Origin of the sequence: Solibacillus sp. FSL W7-1464 (assembly GCF_038004425.1) — a bacterium.
Lineage (GTDB): Bacteria > Bacillota > Bacilli > Bacillales_A > Planococcaceae > Solibacillus.
This window is the reverse complement of the sequence record NZ_JBBORC010000001.1, coordinates 3,699,448-3,717,205: the sequence shown is the minus strand read 5'-3', so window position 1 is coordinate 3,717,205 and position 17,758 is coordinate 3,699,448. Positions and strand designations below refer to the sequence as shown.

Annotated in this window: 16 protein-coding genes; 10 read left to right on the top strand and 6 right to left on the bottom strand. The window is 35.4% G+C overall.

Translation table 11 applies throughout. The features are described 5' to 3' along the window. Positions 1-246: 246 nt before the first annotated feature. The 4 genes from MKZ25_RS18545 (at position 247) to MKZ25_RS18530 (ending at position 4,822) form a co-directional block, all read left to right on the top strand. On the top strand, positions 247-615 hold the full coding sequence (locus tag MKZ25_RS18545; RefSeq protein WP_340802784.1) for an ArsR/SmtB family transcription factor: 369 nt from the start codon (positions 247-249) through the stop codon (positions 613-615). Next, positions 608-3,007 carry a heavy metal translocating P-type ATPase gene (locus MKZ25_RS18540; RefSeq protein ID WP_340802783.1) on the top strand — a complete coding sequence of 800 codons (2,400 nt, stop codon included), beginning with the start codon at positions 608-610 and terminating at the stop codon, positions 3,005-3,007. Before MKZ25_RS18545 ends, MKZ25_RS18540 begins: the two co-directional genes overlap by 8 nt. 154 nt (positions 3,008-3,161) lie before the next feature. Next, entirely contained in the window at positions 3,162-3,731 is a 570-nt protein-coding gene (locus MKZ25_RS18535) for a copper resistance CopC family protein (RefSeq protein ID WP_340802782.1), read from the top strand. Next, positions 3,728-4,822, top strand: coding sequence for a copper resistance D family protein (locus MKZ25_RS18530; RefSeq protein ID WP_340802781.1), 1,095 nt, complete (start codon positions 3,728-3,730; stop codon positions 4,820-4,822). Before MKZ25_RS18535 ends, MKZ25_RS18530 begins: the two co-directional genes overlap by 4 nt. A 176-nt stretch (positions 4,823-4,998) precedes the next feature. Here MKZ25_RS18530 and MKZ25_RS18525 read toward each other — a convergent pair whose 3' ends face one another. Then, positions 4,999-5,328: a four-helix bundle copper-binding protein gene (locus MKZ25_RS18525; RefSeq protein ID WP_340802780.1), complete on the bottom strand. Its 330-nt coding sequence runs from the start codon at positions 5,326-5,328 to the stop codon at positions 4,999-5,001. Between the two features lie 322 nt (positions 5,329-5,650). On the opposite strand from MKZ25_RS18525, the gene MKZ25_RS18520 reads away from it, so the two are divergent. The 4 genes from MKZ25_RS18520 (at position 5,651) to MKZ25_RS18505 (ending at position 9,485) form a co-directional block, all read left to right on the top strand. Next, positions 5,651-5,983, top strand: coding sequence for a metal-sensitive transcriptional regulator (locus tag MKZ25_RS18520; protein WP_340802779.1), 333 nt, complete (start codon positions 5,651-5,653; stop codon positions 5,981-5,983). 70 nt (positions 5,984-6,053) lie between these two features. Next, complete coding sequence (gene copZ, locus MKZ25_RS18515) at positions 6,054-6,260, top strand: copper chaperone CopZ (protein WP_340802778.1); 207 nt, start codon at positions 6,054-6,056, stop codon at positions 6,258-6,260. 71 nt (positions 6,261-6,331) lie between these two features. After that, on the top strand, positions 6,332-8,749 hold the full coding sequence (locus MKZ25_RS18510) for a heavy metal translocating P-type ATPase (protein ID WP_340802777.1): 2,418 nt from the start codon (positions 6,332-6,334) through the stop codon (positions 8,747-8,749). 103 nt (positions 8,750-8,852) lie between these two features. Next, positions 8,853-9,485: a nitrite reductase gene (locus tag MKZ25_RS18505; protein ID WP_340802776.1), complete on the top strand. Its 633-nt coding sequence runs from the start codon at positions 8,853-8,855 to the stop codon at positions 9,483-9,485. Between the two features lie 651 nt (positions 9,486-10,136). On the opposite strand, the gene MKZ25_RS18500 is transcribed toward MKZ25_RS18505, so the two are convergent. The 5 genes from MKZ25_RS18500 to MKZ25_RS18480 form a co-directional block, all read right to left on the bottom strand. Further along, positions 10,137-10,691 (bottom strand): TVP38/TMEM64 family protein, encoded by a 555-nt coding sequence (locus MKZ25_RS18500; protein ID WP_340802775.1) that lies wholly within the window; start codon positions 10,689-10,691, stop codon positions 10,137-10,139. 52 nt (positions 10,692-10,743) lie between these two features. Further along, positions 10,744-12,615, bottom strand: a complete 1,872-nt coding sequence (asnB, locus tag MKZ25_RS18495; protein ID WP_340802774.1) for an asparagine synthase (glutamine-hydrolyzing) — start codon at positions 12,613-12,615, stop codon at positions 10,744-10,746. Between the two features lie 106 nt (positions 12,616-12,721). After that, complete coding sequence (locus MKZ25_RS18490; RefSeq protein WP_340802773.1) at positions 12,722-14,119, bottom strand: sensor histidine kinase; 1,398 nt, start codon at positions 14,117-14,119, stop codon at positions 12,722-12,724. 1 nt (position 14,120) lies between these two features. Then, complete coding sequence (locus MKZ25_RS18485) at positions 14,121-14,861, bottom strand: response regulator transcription factor (protein WP_340802772.1); 741 nt, start codon at positions 14,859-14,861, stop codon at positions 14,121-14,123. Then, the gene (locus MKZ25_RS18480) at positions 14,839-15,834 is read right to left on the bottom strand and encodes a rod shape-determining protein (protein ID WP_340802771.1); all 996 of its coding nucleotides are present in this window, start codon (positions 15,832-15,834) and stop codon (positions 14,839-14,841) included. The genes MKZ25_RS18485 and MKZ25_RS18480 overlap by 23 nt, the downstream gene beginning before the upstream one ends. A 369-nt stretch (positions 15,835-16,203) precedes the next feature. Between MKZ25_RS18480 and MKZ25_RS18475 the strand changes: the two genes are divergently transcribed. Next, entirely contained in the window at positions 16,204-16,821 is a 618-nt protein-coding gene (locus MKZ25_RS18475) for a YdhK family protein (RefSeq protein WP_340802770.1), read from the top strand. A gap of 208 nt (positions 16,822-17,029) precedes the next feature. Further along, entirely contained in the window at positions 17,030-17,740 is a 711-nt protein-coding gene (locus tag MKZ25_RS18470; protein ID WP_340802769.1) for a cytochrome c biogenesis CcdA family protein, read from the top strand. Positions 17,741-17,758 lie beyond the last annotated feature (18 nt).

The following is a 17,758-nucleotide window of genomic DNA, read 5'->3' as shown; positions in this document are numbered from 1 at the left end:
CCTGTTCTGAAGTGTCATGCTGGGTGGCATGCTCCTTCATTATACAGGAGGTTTAAGGGAATATATGTAAGTGGCTCAAAGTTTCCGCACTCGGTGGCTCAATTGTCCGCATTGAGTGGCTTAATGTTCCGCACTAGTGGTCTTTTTTGATCGCAATATTCAAATATGCATTTGACTATTTAGATGTAAAAGCATAGCATAGTATATATACAATCAAATAATAATTTGAATGAAGGGGTGAATAATTTGCAGAAAGCAAACGATGTGTGTGAAATCACGTGTATAAATGAAGAAAATGTAGTATCGATTCAAAAAAAATTATCTACGGAAAACCCAATAGAAGTAGCCAAAATTTTTAAAGCCTTATCGGATGACACAAGAATTAAAATTGCTTATGCATTGTCACAAAATGAACTGTGTGTCTGTGACGTTGCAAATATTGTAGGAGCAACTACAGCTACGGCATCACATCATTTAAGATTACTTAAAAATCTAGGAATAGCTAAATACCGTAAAGAAGGGAAATTAGTTTATTATTCGTTGGATGACGATCATGTTAAGCAACTCATAGAAGTAGCATTTGCCCATCAAAAGGAAGGTGTTCGAGTTGAATAATTCAGCCGAAGAATTAGAGGATAAAAAGGTATTTAGAGTTGAGGGTTTCTCTTGTGCAAACTGTGCGGGGAAGTTTGAGCGTAACGTAAAAGAAATCCCTGGAGTACAAGATGCGAAAGTAAACTTTAGTGCCTCTAAAATTAGTGTATATGGTGATGCAACAATTGAGGAATTAGAAAAAGCTGGTGCTTTTGAAAATTTAAAAGTCACTGTAGAAAAGCCAAAACGTCAAATAACTCCAAAAGAAATAAAGAATGTTTACCGGGTGGAAGGCTTCTCTTGTGCAAACTGTGCAGGGAAGTTTGAGCGTAACGTAAAAGAAATTCCTGGGGTACAAGAGGCAAAGGTGAACTTTGGTGCTTCAAAAATTAGTGTTGTAGGCGAAGCAACAATTGAAGATTTAGAAAAAGCAGGTGCTTTTGAAAATCTAAAGGTGTTGCCTGAAAAGCCTGATCGACAAGTGGGAAATACTAAGAACGAAAGTACAGAGATTAGAGAGGTAAAAATACCCTTTTACAAAAAGCACAGTACTTTATTGTATGCTGTTCTCTTTATTATTTTTGGTTATCTTTCACAGTTCGTAAATGGGGAAGATAATCTCATTACTTCGTTACTGTTTATCGCATCGATTGTTATAGGAGGTTTCTCTCTTTTTAAAGTAGGTTTCCAAAACTTGCGTCGTCTGGATTTTGATATGAAAACATTAATGACAGTTGCTGTAATTGGTGCAGCGTTCATTGGAGAATGGGCAGAAGCATCAATTGTTGTGATCCTCTTTGCAATCAGCGAAGCACTTGAGCGCTATTCAATGGATAAAGCAAGACAATCAATTCGTTCATTAATGGATATTGCTCCAAAAGAGGCCCTTGTTAGAAGATATGGTCAGGAAATATTAATCCATGTAGATGAAATCACAGTTGGGGACATTATGATTGTAAAACCTGGCCAAAAAATTGCGATGGATGGTGTTGTGGTAAATGGTTATTCTTCTGTAAACCAAGCAGCTATTACGGGTGAATCTGTTCCTGTCAGTAAAACATTAGATGATGAAGTATTTGCAGGTACATTAAATGAAGAAGGGTTACTTGAAGTTAAAATAACAAAATTAGTTGAAGATACAACCATTTCAAAAATTATTGAATTAGTTGAGGAAGCACAAGCTGAACGAGCACCTTCCCAGGCATTCGTAGATAAATTTGCAAAGTATTACACACCGATCATTATGCTAATCGCAGGATTAGTTGCTGTAGTACCACCTCTTTTCTTTGATGGTAGTTGGGAAACTTGGGTCTATCAAGGATTATCCGTTTTAGTAGTTGGTTGTCCTTGTGCACTCGTAATTTCTACACCAATTTCAATTGTTTCCGCAATCGGAAATGCGGCGAAGAAGGGTGTCCTTATAAAAGGTGGCGTTTATTTAGAAGAAATGGGCGCTTTAAAAGCAATCGCATTTGATAAAACAGGTACTTTAACAAAAGGTGTTCCCGTTGTAACAGATTATAAAATCATAGAAAATAACGTAAATGAAAAAGATTTACTTGCAGTAATTACTGCGTTAGAAACTCGTTCTCAACATCCACTTGCTACAGCAATTGTTAAAAAGGCAGAAAAGGATTCAATTTCTTTTTCTAATGTTGTAGTAGAAGACTTTACTTCAATTACAGGTAAAGGAGTTATGGGCACTATTGAGGGAACAACATATTATATTGGTAGTCCAAAGCTATTTAAGGATATGGGTTCGGTAAATGTTAGCCACAATTTAGAACAAGATGTAACGGAACTTCAAAATAAAGGTAAAACAGTAATGGTAATTGGAACTGAAAAATTAATACTAGCAATAATTGCCGTAGCTGATGAAGTCCGTGAATCGAGCAAAGAGGTAATTAATAAATTGCACCAACTTGGTGTTCAAAAAACAATTATGCTTACGGGTGATAATAAAGGGACTGCAAGCGCAATCGGTGACTATGTTGGGGTATCTGAAATACAAGCAGACTTAATGCCCGAAGATAAATTAAGTTTTATTAAAAAATTAAGATCCCAGTTTGGAAATGTAGCGATGGTAGGAGACGGCGTTAATGATGCACCAGCATTAGCAGCTTCTACAGTAGGTATTGCCATGGGTGGTGCTGGCACCGATACGGCATTAGAAACCGCTGATGTTGCCTTAATGGGCGATGATTTAAAGAAACTACCATTCACTGTAAAGTTAAGTCGTAAAGCATTAAATATTATCAAGGTTAACATTGCTTTTGCGATAGGTATTAAATTCCTTGCACTACTTTTAGTAATCCCAGGTTGGTTAACACTTTGGATTGCCATTCTTTCAGATATGGGGGCCACACTTTTGGTATCGCTAAATAGTTTACGGCTTATGAGAGTGAAAGAATAATGATAAGGGCTTTCGAAATATGAAAGCCCTTTTTCATTGAAGAGGTTAAAAGGAGGATGTTTAAAGATAAATCATTATATAGATGTGGCGAATAATTATATATTTGTTTTTTAACTCTCTTTACATAATTAGAATATTATTTTGAAGATTTATAATGGAAGGAAAAATTGAATTGAAGAGAATAATTTTTTCGACACTAATTTTTATATTTACATTATCAGCGAGTGTCTATGCACATACTGGTTTAACTAAATCATCGCCTTCTGATGGTGAAGTAATAACTGAGGACATCTATGAAGTTAAATTAGAATTTAATACAGAAATTGAATCTGGTACGGTAAAAGTCATTAATAAGGAAAATGAGGAAATAGGTATTAACGTGTTAGTAAGCAATAATGGAATGACAGGGGGATTTATGACACCGTTAGACAATGGTATATATACAGTGGAGTGGAAGATTATTGGTGTGGATGGCCACCCAATACAGGGGGAATATCCATTTACAGTAAATCGAGAAGGCTCACAAAATCAGATAGAAGCTGAAGATACGGAAGAACCATCTGATATACCTGGAGAAGAAATAGAAGAAAAAAAAATAGAACTGCCAATAGAATCCTCAACAAAATTAGCTTCAAATGACATACTGGTTGTAATTCTTGTGGTTTTATTTACCATAGCTGGAGGTTTCTTTGGTTGGATTATAGGAAGAGGGCAAAATAAGTGATTTTGGTTTATATTTCTGAAACTTTATTGTATCTCTGCTTTTCGTTACTTATTGGTTCATTTATAATTCAATTTATACCAGAACAGTGCAAACCTAAGTTAGTTATCCCTAAAAGGTTAATTCAATTATCAATATTAGGGATTGTGATTTTCTCGGTTGCATCTGTATTAAGAATCGTTCTTTTTCTTTATGAAGATATCGGTCTAGGAACTACATTGATAAATGTTCTAGGAGGCTTTGATGTAGGAATGGCCTGGAATATTACAGTCATAATTGGAGTTTTCTTTTATTTTTTTGTTTCAGTATTCCCGGTTTTAGAGAGCAAAGTGCTGTCCGGTATTTCATTAATATTTACTCTTGCCTTTCTGTTAGCATTGGGGTGGGCTAGTCATGCAGCATCATTAACTGAATGGAGTGGACTAGTTTTTCATTCTTTGCATTTTCTAGCCGTTATTATATGGGTTGGGATTTTATTAGTTGTTGGTTGGTGCTCTAAAAGCCAAGAAAATTGGCTCTCATTTCTAAAGTGGTTTACCCCTTTAGCAATCGTTTGTTTTATTACTATTTCAGGAACTGGATTCTTACTAATGACACTGGTTATCGATATTAGGGAGTATGCAGACTCATGGATGGTACCATATGGGCAAGCACTATTAATAAAGCATCTTTCAATTATACCAGTACTAATTTTTGCTTTTATAAATGGATTTTGGATAAGGCATAAGTTGAAACGACGAGAGCAAATTAACCCTATACCATGGTTGAAGTTTGAAAGTGTCCTCCTATTCTTTACGTTTGTTTCAACTGGAATTTTAGGTCAACAGGAGCCCCCACATAGTATCGAGATTATGCTTGCAAGTAGTGGGCCATCGCCTGTTTTCAGTTATTTTTATTCAGGCACCATAGACGCTTCGATGAGTTTTCAATTTGGATTTAACACAATTAATATATTGTTTTTCATTGTTGCCACAATCTTTATGGTGCTAAGCATTTATAGTTTCAAGAAAAGAACGCAAGCAGTTGTTCCTTTTTTCATGGGAATATTCTGCATCATTTCGTTATATTTTGGGTTAATTTCAAGCGTTATATAATTATAATTGGTTAAAACCTTTGGCTAGAGTTGAGCTTCCAAACTACGTTTACCATCGGAGAGCATAGTTGCGTATAAACAATTAAAATAAGCCAACCTTTAAAGGGTTGGCTGTTTTAATCATGTTAAAAAGGAAGTGTATCCTGTAGGAAATGCCCTCCTTTTTTATAGGGGAATTTAAGCAATGAGTTTTCTACAAGCTTCTGCACATTTAAAACAAGACTCAGCGCACTTCTGGCAATGTTCGTGATTATGTTTTTTGCATTCATTACCACATGCTTCACAAATTGTTGCACACAATTCTGCAAACTGTGAAATAAACGGCGTACCTCTTCCTATCGCTTGTTCGAAGTAAGCGCAAATATCTGCACACTCCCTATCAAGGCGGATACATTCTGCCATCATTTTAATATCTTCCTCTTTTAAGCAAGCATCATAACAATGGTTACACGCAATCATACATTCATGAAGTGAATCAATTACAGACTGGTATTTTTCATGTGCCATTATATTTCCCTCCTTTGATTAATTCCGTATTATATTACCCCAATTGGGTTTTAAAATAACCGAAATACAAGAAATAGGGGATTTTTTTAGAAGGTGCAAGATTTTAAAGAAAGTCTTAAATATTAAGGGTTTTTTAAAGTAGACCTGTTTAAAATGTTCAATAATAGAGTAAAATTTCTTAAATTGTTGAGACTAAAAAGCAGTAAGTTAATTTCTATGCTTAATACTTAATAAAGTAATGAATTTGTTTTGTTTTATCTGCCTACTTTACATACGGTATGGGGGTATGTTATATTGTTTTTAAAGGAAGGAGGTTATGATAATGGAAAACTCAGTGAAAGATGTGGAAGGTCATACTGGATCTGATGAAGCATGCAGGAAAAGTCATCACCCGGAACGTGTAAAGAAAGATTTAACAAGTCGATTAAATCGTATCGAAGGCCAAATTCGAGGAATCAAAGGAATGATAGACAAAGATGTTTATTGTGATGATGTAATTACACAACTCTCTGCCACACAATCTGCATTAAATAGTGTAGCCAAAATTCTTTTAGAAGGTCATCTAAAAGGGTGTGTAGTTGATCGACTTTCAGAAGGTGATGAAGCGGTACTCGACGAATTAGTGGTAACAATTCAAAAGTTAATGAAAAAATAAAAACTTAAAAATACCTCTGGGTATTTAAGTTCTGAATAAATAAAATTTCATTTAAAGGAGAAGATAATAAATGCAAAATGTAACATTAAATGTACAGGGAATGTCATGTGGGCATTGTGTAAAGGCTATCGAAGGAAGTGTTGGTCAATTAGAAGGAGTTAACGAAGTAAAAGTAAAATTAGATGTTGCACAAGTGGAAGTTTCATTTAATGAAACGCAAGTATCTATTGATACCATTAAAGAAACGATTGATGACCAAGGGTACGATGTAAAATAAGAGTGCTTTCACAGCACTCTCTCATTTTCAAAAAAATATACCCCCATGAGGTATTAGGAGGCGAGAAATTCGTGAGTACAATATCAAAAGAAGCTAGCATTCAAATTACCGGAATGACGTGTGCTGCATGTGCAACACGGATTGAAAAAGGATTAAATAAAATGGAAGGTGTTGAGCAAGCAACCGTTAACTTAGCACTGGAAAAATCATCGATTAAATATGATCCTTCAAAACTAAATGAAGCTGATTTTGAAAAGAAAATCGAAGCACTTGGTTACGGGGTCGTCAAACAAAAAACGGAATTCGAGATTACTGGAATGACTTGTGCTGCATGTGCGACACGTATAGAAAAGGGATTAAACAAAATGGAAGGTGTTGCAATTGCTAACGTCAATTTAGCACTTGAAAAAGCAACAATTGAATTTAACCCTTCGGAAGTAACTATTTCAGAAATTATTGCAAAGGTAGAAAAGCTAGGTTACGGTGCGCACCAAAAGCAAGATGAAAAAGAACAAGTAGATCACCGAGAAAAGCATATTAAGGATCAACAACGTAAATTTATATTTTCAGCGATTTTATCATTGCCATTATTATGGACGATGGTCGGTCACTTTTCATTTACATCATTCTTGTATGTACCAGATTTCTTAATGAATCCGTGGATTCAAATGATATTAGCAACACCCGTACAATTTATTATCGGGAAGCAGTTCTATGTAGGTGCCTATAAAGCACTTCGAAATGGCAGTGCAAATATGGATGTACTTGTCGCTATGGGGACTTCAGCAGCCTATTTTTATAGTGTATACCAAGCTATTGTAACTGCTGGAACACACCATGGACCACACCTATACTTTGAAACAAGTGCAGTATTAATCACATTAATTCTTTTGGGTAAATTATTTGAAGCAAAGGCAAAAGGTCGTTCATCAGAAGCAATCAAAAAATTAATGGGTCTTCAAGCAAAAACAGCTATTGTCGTACGTGATGGAATTGAAAAAGAAGTACCATTAGAAGAAGTAATAATAGGGGACATTATTTTAGTAAAGCCGGGTGAAAAAATACCTGTTGATGGTGAGGTAATAGAAGGTGCATCTGCTGTTGATGAATCCATGTTAACAGGGGAAAGCTTACCAGTAGATAAAAAGTCAGGTGATACATTATACGGCTCAACCATTAATAAAAATGGTTTTATCAAAATGACAGCAACAAAAGTTGGTCGTGACACTGCGTTAGCCCAGATTATTAAAGTAGTAGAAGATGCACAAGGCTCAAAAGCCCCTATCCAACGTATGGCGGATCAAATTTCAGGTATTTTTGTACCCATTGTAGTAGGGATTGCTATCTTTTCCTTCCTAGTATGGTTCATATGGGTTCAGCCTGGTGAATTTACACCGGCACTTGAAGTATTAATTGCAATCCTGGTGATTGCATGTCCTTGTGCACTTGGTTTAGCAACACCAACTTCCATTATGGCAGGCTCAGGTCGAGCAGCTGAATTTGGTATTTTATTCAAAGGCGGCGAACATTTAGAGCAAACACAAAGCATTGACACAGTAGTAGTGGATAAAACAGGAACTGTAACACATGGTAAACCTGTATTAACAGATGTTTTAGTAGTAGAAGCTCAAGATGAAGAGAAATTTTTATCACTAATAGGTGCAGCAGAAAAACAATCAGAGCATCCATTAGCACAAGCGATTGTTCAAGGGATACAAGGTAAAGGCATTGAACTTGGTAATATTCAATATTTTGAAGCAATTCCGGGTTATGGTGTTCAAGCAACAGTTTCAGGTCAAGGAGTTATTGTTGGCACTCGTAAACTCATGCAGCAATACAGTATTGATATACAATCTGTTCTTCCTGCGATGGAAGAATTAGAACGCAATGGGAAAACAGCTATGTTAGCCGGAATTAATGGCAAATATGCAGGGCTAGTTGCAGTAGCGGATACAATTAAAGATACTTCTCAGGAAGCAATACATCGATTACAAGAAATGGGTATCAAAGTGATTATGATGACAGGCGATAATGAACGAACAGCTCAAGCAATTGGTAAAGAAGTAGGTGTTGATTCAGTTATTGCAGAAGTGCTCCCTGAGGGGAAAGCTGAAGAAGTGAAAAAGCTGAAAGAACAGGGCAAAAAGGTAGCGATGGTTGGTGACGGAATTAATGACGCACCTGCACTTGCAACAGCCGATATAGGAATGGCCATCGGTACAGGTACGGATGTAGCCATGGAAGCTGCAGATATTACACTTATTAGGGGAGATTTAAATAGTATTGCGGATGCAATCATAATGAGTAGAAAAACAATGCGTAATATTAAACAAAACTTATTCTGGGCATTTGCTTATAATACGATTGGAATTCCAATTGCTGCAATAGGGTTACTTGCACCGTGGGTAGCTGGTGCAGCGATGGCATTCAGTTCGGTGTCAGTTGTATTAAACGCTTTACGCTTACAAAGAGTTAAATTACAGAAATAAAATAATCAATATCACCTGTCACTATATTTAGTGACAGGTCTAATATTGACAATTATTTACCTTTATCATTGTGATTAATGATTATGGAAGGTGGTAAATTTATATGGAAGATAGCGGTAAAAAAATTAAGATTGCCATTAATGGAGGAATTGGATTTGGAGCAAAACTCAACTCAAAACAACTTATTACCATATTACAATATATGAATGCAGACGAAGAACTTGAGTTAACTACATTTCAACAACTCTATATAGAAATACCGGAAGATTTGATAGAAGAAATTATAGAAGAATTTCAGAATGTAGGATTAGCTTGTTATCCAGTTGGCAACTTTGTAAAAAGCCTAAGAATTTGTAATTTCTGTAAAGGGGAAGAAGAAGAAGGAATGCCGATTGCAAAAGAATTAAATCGTCGTATTGCTGGAAAGCCTGTTCCATTTACCTTGAAAGTTGCTTATACAGGTTGTCCAATTGGTTGTGGTGAACCTATGTTAAGCGACATCGGTGTTATGAAGATTAGAGACCATTACAATTTGTATGTAGGTGGAAAGGCAAAAGGGAAAGACGCAGAAGTTGGTTCATTGATGTTGGAGAATCTTACTCCGGAAGAATTGTACAATACCGTAGAAAAAATTATTATCGAATATTCAGAACTAGGTAAAAAGCGGGAAGCATTCCATAAATTTTTAAAACGTATGGGTGGAAGTGATTTCTTGAATCGGTATAAAAAGGTTTAATAAATCTATTTTATAATAGGGAATTGTGCTAATTTCTATTTAAATATACGCTCAACATCACTGGGTATTGGAGAAGGGGTTTCTATACTTCGTATAAAGGTGTTCAGTGCGGATGAATTAACGAAATAGGAAAAATTTGTCCCCAGTTGATTTACTATTGAAAATTAAACATTAGGTTGTACCTGCAACCGTTAATTTACTGTGGGTGGAGTTGCAATACCTACAGTTGCAGCGTTAATTAGTTAGAGGTGACACTATAATGCTCTAATACCTTGAACGCCAGTTTAAGTTTAATATTAAGATTGAATGCTTATAACTTATCAAGACATAATTCAAAAAGTTATAAAAAATAAGGAGCGAGACATATTAGTCGTGACTAATATGTCTGCTCCTTTACTTCTTTTGTACCTGTTGCTTTAGAAATTTTACGATTATAAATACTTTCCAAACTCCATGTTTTAAAACACGATCATCCGCTCAAACCATTTCAAGTCCTTAGCTTTTTGAATATGATAATCATATAATTTAGTTGTCCATTTTGGAATGCAGGGCTATTTGGACGCTTAAAAATGGCGTAAGCCATTGATATATCAACATTTATAGAGGGAGGGGACATGTAAATCTATTTGGATAATTACAAGTGGATTCTATTTATTTACTCCACTGTTGCTTTATTTTTTTCCCAATTAAAAATAAAGCGAATAAGTAAATGGCAATAATTAATACAGTATACCAGTTGCCTGCTGCTATTTGTTGCCCTGCGAATGTAAAGGCTAGAATAGTTGGTAATTTCCCTAAAAAGGTTGCGGTAACAAAGTGTATGAGACGAACATTTGAAATACCAGCAATGAAATTGATGCCAGCTGATGGTAAAATCGGAACGATTCGCCCAAGTAATACTGCTGAAAATCCATTTTCTTTAATTAGTTTAAGATATTTCGTTAAATATTTTCGATTCGTTAAATATTTCAGTGCAATACGTCGTAGCAAACGTTTGCTTAGTAAAAATAAAAGGGTAGAGCCCATTGTTGTCCCAAGTATATTTATTAGAAAACCAGCGAGAAAACCATGATTACTAGCAACAAATGTAGCGACTACTGGTATCGGTGCAAATGGGATCATTGAAACAAGCACCATGATTAAAAATTGATATACCCAAGCGAAGGTTTTTTCATTTTGTACAATGTCAAAAAATAATTGTTCCATATAGATTCCTTTAAGTTTTTTGCCTAAGTATAATCGATTCTCAATGATAATTTTAGTATGGCCAATCGAGTAAATCACAATTTTCAGGGAAATATTTTTCATACCATACACAAAATACATAAACTGTCCAAACGTAGCGTGAATGATTTTCTTTCCCTTCGTAATGTTCCTCTAAGTAGCTTAGTAATAATTGTTGGTCGAAAAATTCACGAATATAAGCTTTTTCAAAAGTTTGTCTTAGCTTGCGATAGTATTTTTCTTCACGCAACCAATGTCGCATTGGAACGGGGAAGCCAAGTTTTTTACGCTTTGCCCATTCTTCAGGCAATTCCTCTAAAGCAGCCTTTCGGAGTGCAATTTTAGTATCAGCTAATGTTATTTTATAATCTGTTTGAATACCACTTGCCACATGAAAGACTTTTTTATCTAAAAAAGGCACACGAAGTTCAAGCGAATGGGCCATGCTCATTTTGTCTGCTTTTAATAGTATCTGATTTGGTAGCCATACATGTAGGTCAAGGTACTGCATTTTCGTAGCATCATCAGCACCCTGTATTCTACCGTAATAGGGCTTAACAACATCCCACACTGAAGGTCCAACGTGGTATTTTTCAGTTAATAATTCAAGTGCATCGTCTTCTTGCCAAACAAATGCATGTCCGATAAAACGATTCTCAATCGTTTTAGGTCCATTTTTAAAAAACCTTGTATACTTATTTGATGGAAAAGCTTTTGAAACCACTGCAAGCATATGGCGTATAGAAGCTGGTACTTTTTTATAAATCTCCATTTTTTCAGAAGGTTTATACCACTCATAACCACCAAATAGTTCATCGGCACCTTCTCCAGAAAGGACGACTTTCACATCTTTACTCGCCAGCTCTGCTAAAAAGTAAAGAGGGAGTGAAGAAAGGTTAGAATCAGGCTCATCCATATGCCACTGAATTTCCGGTAAGGCCTCAAACACTTCATCTGCTGTAATATGCTTTTGCTTATTTTCGAAATGCAATTCCTCTGATAAGGTTTTTGCTAAAGATGTTTCATCAAACATGGATTCATAACCTTTAAATCCCACGCTATAGGTAGTATCTGGCTTTAAAAGCTTTGCAATATAACTTGAATCGACACCTCCCGATAAAAATGAACCTATTTTTACATCACTAATAGTGTGTTTATTAACAGATTCTTTTAATGTCTCTTTAATGTTTTGGACGTGTGTTTCCAGTGTATCTATTGACGGTATAAGTTGATGTGACCAGTACGATTTAATCTGCATATTGTCATTTTGAACGAGCATATATGAACCGGGTGTCAGCTTATAAACCCCTTTGAAAAAAGTTTCATTTAACGCAGAATATTGAAACGTTAGAAAGGGTCGTAGTGCTTGAACGTTCAACTCTTTTAGAAACTTAGGATACGGAAGAAATGATTTAATTTCAGAGCCGAATAAAATAGAATTGTCTGTGGTATTTTGCGTATAATAAAGCGGCTTAATGCCAAAAGGGTCACGTGCGATGAAGTGAAAATTTTGTTTTTTATCCCAAATACAAAAAGCAAACATTCCTCGTAGCTTTTGTAAAACATGTATTCCGTAATGTAGATAACCTTTTAATAATACTTCTGTATCCGATGTAGTATCAAATTTATAGCCGTAATACTTAAGTTCTTCCCGTAGCTCAAGATAGTTATAAATTTCCCCATTAAAAACGAGCACTACTTCTCCATCTTCTGATGAAAAGGGTTGGCTAGCAGCTGAACTTAAATCAAGAATACTTAGACGACGAAAACCTAATGTTGCTTTATCATCTGAGTAAATACCCTCACTGTCTGGTCCGCGGTGAACGATTGTTTTAAGCATTTGCTCCATAATTTTTTTATATGGCATGGGCTGCGATCCATGAATAAATCCTACAAATCCACACATTTTTACACCTCTTAAAATCTTGATACTTTGTAGTGTAGCGAAGGAATTTGTAGAAAATATGGAGAATAAACAGGTAAGCAAACAAATTAATTATTATCAATTCGCTTTATTTATCATGATAGGTCAGTGGTAAAGAAAGAGTAAAACAAGCCCCTTTTCCAAGTGTGCTTTCAACTCGAATGTCCCCTTTCAAGTGCTTGGTTAATTCTGCTACAATAGCAAGCCCCAGACCGGAGCCGCCTAGATTGCGGGCACGGGATTTTTCCACTCGGTGAAAGCGGTTGAAAATAAACGGTAAATCTTGCTCTGGGATGCCAGGGCCATGATCTCGAACGATAAAGTGTACATGTTTATGTTGCCGCTTTACGGTGATATCAATTTCTTTGCCATCGGTATAATGGACAGCATTTTCAACTAAATTGATCAAAAGTTGTTCAAGCCGTAATCCATCTGTCTCAATTTCAGGTAGCCCTTCTTCAATATTTACTCGAATTTGATTGTTAGTATTTTCTACTTTTAGTTGGACTTTTTCAACAACCGATTCTACAAGATCTTCAATATCAACAGACTGAAAATAAAGATGTACATTGCCTTCTTCCATTTTCGAAAGCTCAAATAATTCCTGAATAAGCTTTGCTAAACGATTCGCTTCATTCTCAATAATGCCAGCGTATTTTTCAAGTTCTTCATTGGATTCATAGCGTTTATTTTTAATGATTTCGCCATATCCCTTTAAATAGGATGTTGGTGTTCGAAGCTCATGTGAAATATTAGCTAAAAATTCACTACGGTTAGTTCGATAATCATTCAACTCAACACTCAAGTCATTAATGGCCGTAGCCAAAGAGCCGATTTCATCACTTGAAGAAACACTTACCTTTGTTTTAAGATTTCCTTTAGCAATTTCACGCGTAGCCTTTTCCATTTCAACTAATGGACGACTCAGACGCCATGAAAGGAAAATTGTATAACCTAAAGCTAAAACAATGGCACCTACTATAGCTCGAATAACCCAGTCACGTACATCGTGCATTTTGGCATGAATTTCACTAATGGATGAAAAAATAACAACACCGCCATTAAATTCGCCATCCTTAATGAAGGGTTTTACAATATAATAAATATTTTCTCCTGTTTTTGGAATCACACGTTCTCCTGCTAGATATTCCTCTAACTGTAAGCGTGTAATCCAGTCTTCAGATATTTTACTGCCTTTATGATATTCGAGGTACCCTTCTGACTCAATGATGCCTTGTTTGTTAAAGAATGCTAAATCATGATCTGTTAGTGAATGGATTTTGACAAATACATTCGGGTCATTCTCCATTGTTTCCGTCACGGCAACTTCAATACGATCGCCTAAAGCACGAACATTTTCATCTAAGTACAATGTATAAACGTTTAAGAAAATACGGTCTATTAAAATGGCGAAGGGGACAAGGATTGTTAAAAATAACAGCATAATCACAATGCCAAGCTTCGTTACGACACTATTTTTTTTCATTTTAATGCGCCTCGGGAATGATGAGCTGATAACCCATGCCCCAAATAGTCTGAATGATTTTTACACCAGGACGGACTTTTCTGAATTTTGTTCGAATGTTTTTGACATGAGAATCAACTGCACGAAGTTCTCGTTCTTCTGAATAATTCCAAAGTAATTCAAGGAGCTTCTCACGTGTAAATACGCGCTCTGGAGACTCAGCTAATAATGCTAAAAGCTGAAATTCTTTACTAGTTAATTCAATGGATTGTTTGTCAAATATGACATGTCTATTATCCAAGTTTAATAATAATGTTCCATTATTAAGAGAAATTATTTGTATATTACTTTCATTGTCCATCGTAAAAGATGAACGTCTAAGAAGTGATTTAATTCGAGCAATTAGGACTTCAAAATCAAATGGCTTAGTCACATAATCATCTGCTCCTATTTCTAGTCCTTTTACTGTATCTTGAAGTTCTGTGCGAGCTGTTAACATGAGAATGGGTACGTTAGAAAACTTTCGAATTTCCTGACAGAGTTCAAAACCATTTAGATACGGGAGCATGATATCTAATAAAATGACATCAAAATTTTGTGATTTCACAATTTGTAGAGCATCTGCTCCATTATCACTTAATGTTAATTCGAATTGATTTTGAAGTTGGATTTGCATAAGTTCTTGCATATAATGTTCGTCTTCTACAACTAAGATCTTTTTAATATTAATCGCTCCTTTTTTACATAATGATATTTGGCTCATCTACAATTTTTGCTGTCCCTTTTGCAACGATTTCTAGAGGCGTTTCTGTTAAAATAACTGGTAATTGCGTGTACTCACTGACGATTTTTTCAAGTGGTGGCAAAAGTGCCATACCACCACTTAATATTAAACCACGTTCAATAATATCAGAGGCAAGTTCAGGGGGTATTTGTTCTAAAGTTTTTTTTATAACTAAACAAATCTGCTCAATCGCTTCCTCTAAAATAACGCCAATTTCAGTAGCCGTTATGTTTACTGTCCTTGGAAGTCCAGTCACCATATCACGACCACGCACATCCAGTGTCCCGTTTGCTTCGTTTTTAAAGATGTTGATTTTAATTTGTTCAGCAGTCGCTTCACCAATGACTACTTGATGAGCATGTTTAGCATGTTTGATAATGAGCCGATCCATTTCATCTCCCGCAATTTTTATGGAATTTGAGATAACGACACCGCCAAGCGAAAGAATTGCAACTTCAGTTGTGCCACCACCAATATCGACAATCATTGATCCTGTTGCCTCCCAAACAGGAAGACCCGCACCAATGGCAGCAGCAAACGTTTTTTCAATTATAATGGCTTCTTTAGCCCCAGCTTGTATTGCTGCATTAATGAAAGCTCTTCGCTCTACACTCGTTAGATAAGAGGGAGTTGTAACAACTAGAAATGGTTTTCGTCCAACAAAGCTTTTTTGAGTCAACTCTTTTATATAATGCTGAATCATTTCGGTTGTCGCTTGAAAATCCGCAACTACTCCGTCACGAATAGGACGAACTGTCTCTATACCAGAATGTGTACGACCTTGCATTGATTTTGCTTTATGCCCAATCGCAATAGTTTTTTGTGTATGTGTATTTCTAGCTAGTATAGAAGGCTCGTTATAAACAATCCCTTTATTTTTAATATAAACTAATGTATTGGCTGTCCCTAAATCAATACCAATACCGGGACTTAACTTTTGAAATATTTTCATGAGAAATTCTCCTAACCTTTATTGATAAAACAATGCAGTTAGTATAGCGAGAAAGTTTGTGAAAAGTTTGTAGTCTTGCTATTTTTGTGTAGTTTTAAAATACGAATAATACTTCTATGCATTGAATTATTACTTGCAATCGCAATTAATCTAGAAATATAAGCCCAGGCACTATAGCTATATGCAGCATGCAATACGAAGAAGGTATCATTTTAAACTGTTCCTGACATGATCATAGAAATAGTTCTAATTTATCTAAATACGAAGTAGGCCACCCATAAACGGGCAAAGCGAGAATGAATCCTACAGTCCAAGTTTGGTTTTGGCAACTATGGGTAAATACCTTAATAGTTATAGGAGGGATTTATAATGGCTAATAAATTTATGGTTGGAGTTATTTCTATCTCTGCTGCCTTAGCACTTTCTGCATGTGGGGGAGAAGGTAATGAAAATACTTCTCAAAATGAATCCACACAAGAAGAAACAAACGAAGTGTTAAAGGAACAGGAAGCCGGAGTTGATAAGGAAAGTGAGACAGGCATGGATCACGCTACAATGAATCACTCTGGGTCAGGTGAAGTTCCAGAAGACTTGAAAGAAGCTCAAAATCCAACATTTACTGTTGGGAGTAACGCAATTATTCAAACCGATCACATGCCTGGTATGAAAAATGCTGAAGCAACAATTGTAGGAGCTTATGATACAACTGTATATACTGTTTCCTATACACCGACTACAGGAGGAGAACCTGTTAAAAATCATAAGTGGGTTATTCATGAAGAAACAGGGGATGCGGGTGAAGCACCTCTAGAACCGGGAACAGAAGTAACACTTAATGCTGATCATATGGAAGGAATGCAGGGAGCAACTGCCATAATAGATTCAGCTGAAGAAACAACTGTTTATATGGTTGATTTTACTTCAACAACTGGAGAACAAGTAAAAAATCATAAATGGGTAACAGAAAACGAACTATCTACTAAATAAAGTCATAAAGGTGTCCATCAAAAGGTGGACATCTTTTTTTATTTTAAATTACCATATTTCTATATCAGGTTATTATGTATCTTATTAAATCAAAACAATTATAAATTAATTTTCTGCATAATTTCTCCATATTTATTACTTATACTAACATTAGCTATTACTAAATAAAATAATGAAAACGATTTTATGAAAGGATTAGTGAAAATATTTGGTTACCCAATTAAACCTATTTCTTGCATTTGGAGCTGGACTTTTGTCTTTTATTTCTCCATGTTCACTACCTCTTTATCCGGCATTTTTATCTTATATTACAGGAATCTCCTTTAACGAACTCAAAGAAGAAAAGGGCATATTAAATCGCAAAGCATTATTACATACATTATCTTTTTTATTAGGCTTTTCTGTAATTTTTATGGCGTTAGGATTTTCAACTTCTATTATTGGAACACTTTTCATTCAGTATCAAGATTTACTCAGACAAATCGGCGCAATTATTATTGTTATTTTTGGTTTAGTAATTCTCGGATTCCTCAAATTTGATTTTCTTCAAGCGGAAAAAAAGTTTTTATTTAAATCACGCCCAAAGGGATATTTAGGCACCATCATTATCGGTATGGGGTTTGCTGCAGGTTGGACACCATGTACTGGACCAATTTTGGCAGGAGTTATTGCTTTAGGGATATCGGATCCAAATAGAGGCATATGGTATATGTTATTTTATGTACTTGGTTTTTCGATTCCATTTTTAATAATGTCTCTATTTATAGGGAAAATGAAATTTCTTCAAAAACGTAGTGACGTTTTTATGAAGATAGGTGGCATTATTATGATTATAATGGGAATTTTATTGTATTTTGATTGGATGACAAAAATTATTGCGTTATTAACGCCATTTTTTGGTGGATTCACAGGATTTTAGAAAGAAAGTTAAGTTAGC

Coding starts and splice junctions, on each gene's coding strand:
- MKZ25_RS18505 (WP_340802776.1), top strand. CDS start 8,853: ATGGAAGATAGCGGTAAAAAAATTAAGATTGCCATTAATGGAGGAATT.
- MKZ25_RS18480 (WP_340802771.1), bottom strand. CDS start 15,834: ATGAAAATATTTCAAAAGTTAAGTCCCGGTATTGGTATTGATTTAGGG.
- MKZ25_RS18490 (WP_340802773.1), bottom strand. CDS start 14,119: ATGAAAAAAAATAGTGTCGTAACGAAGCTTGGCATTGTGATTATGCTG.
- MKZ25_RS18525 (WP_340802780.1), bottom strand. CDS start 5,328: ATGGCACATGAAAAATACCAGTCTGTAATTGATTCACTTCATGAATGT.
- MKZ25_RS18520 (WP_340802779.1), top strand. CDS start 5,651: ATGGAAAACTCAGTGAAAGATGTGGAAGGTCATACTGGATCTGATGAA.
- copZ (WP_340802778.1), top strand. CDS start 6,054: ATGCAAAATGTAACATTAAATGTACAGGGAATGTCATGTGGGCATTGT.
- MKZ25_RS18475 (WP_340802770.1), top strand. CDS start 16,204: ATGGCTAATAAATTTATGGTTGGAGTTATTTCTATCTCTGCTGCCTTA.
- MKZ25_RS18535 (WP_340802782.1), top strand. CDS start 3,162: ATGGAAGGAAAAATTGAATTGAAGAGAATAATTTTTTCGACACTAATT.
- MKZ25_RS18485 (WP_340802772.1), bottom strand. CDS start 14,861: ATGAGCCAAATATCATTATGTAAAAAAGGAGCGATTAATATTAAAAAG.
- MKZ25_RS18500 (WP_340802775.1), bottom strand. CDS start 10,691: ATGGAACAATTATTTTTTGACATTGTACAAAATGAAAAAACCTTCGCT.
- asnB (WP_340802774.1), bottom strand. CDS start 12,615: ATGTGTGGATTTGTAGGATTTATTCATGGATCGCAGCCCATGCCATAT.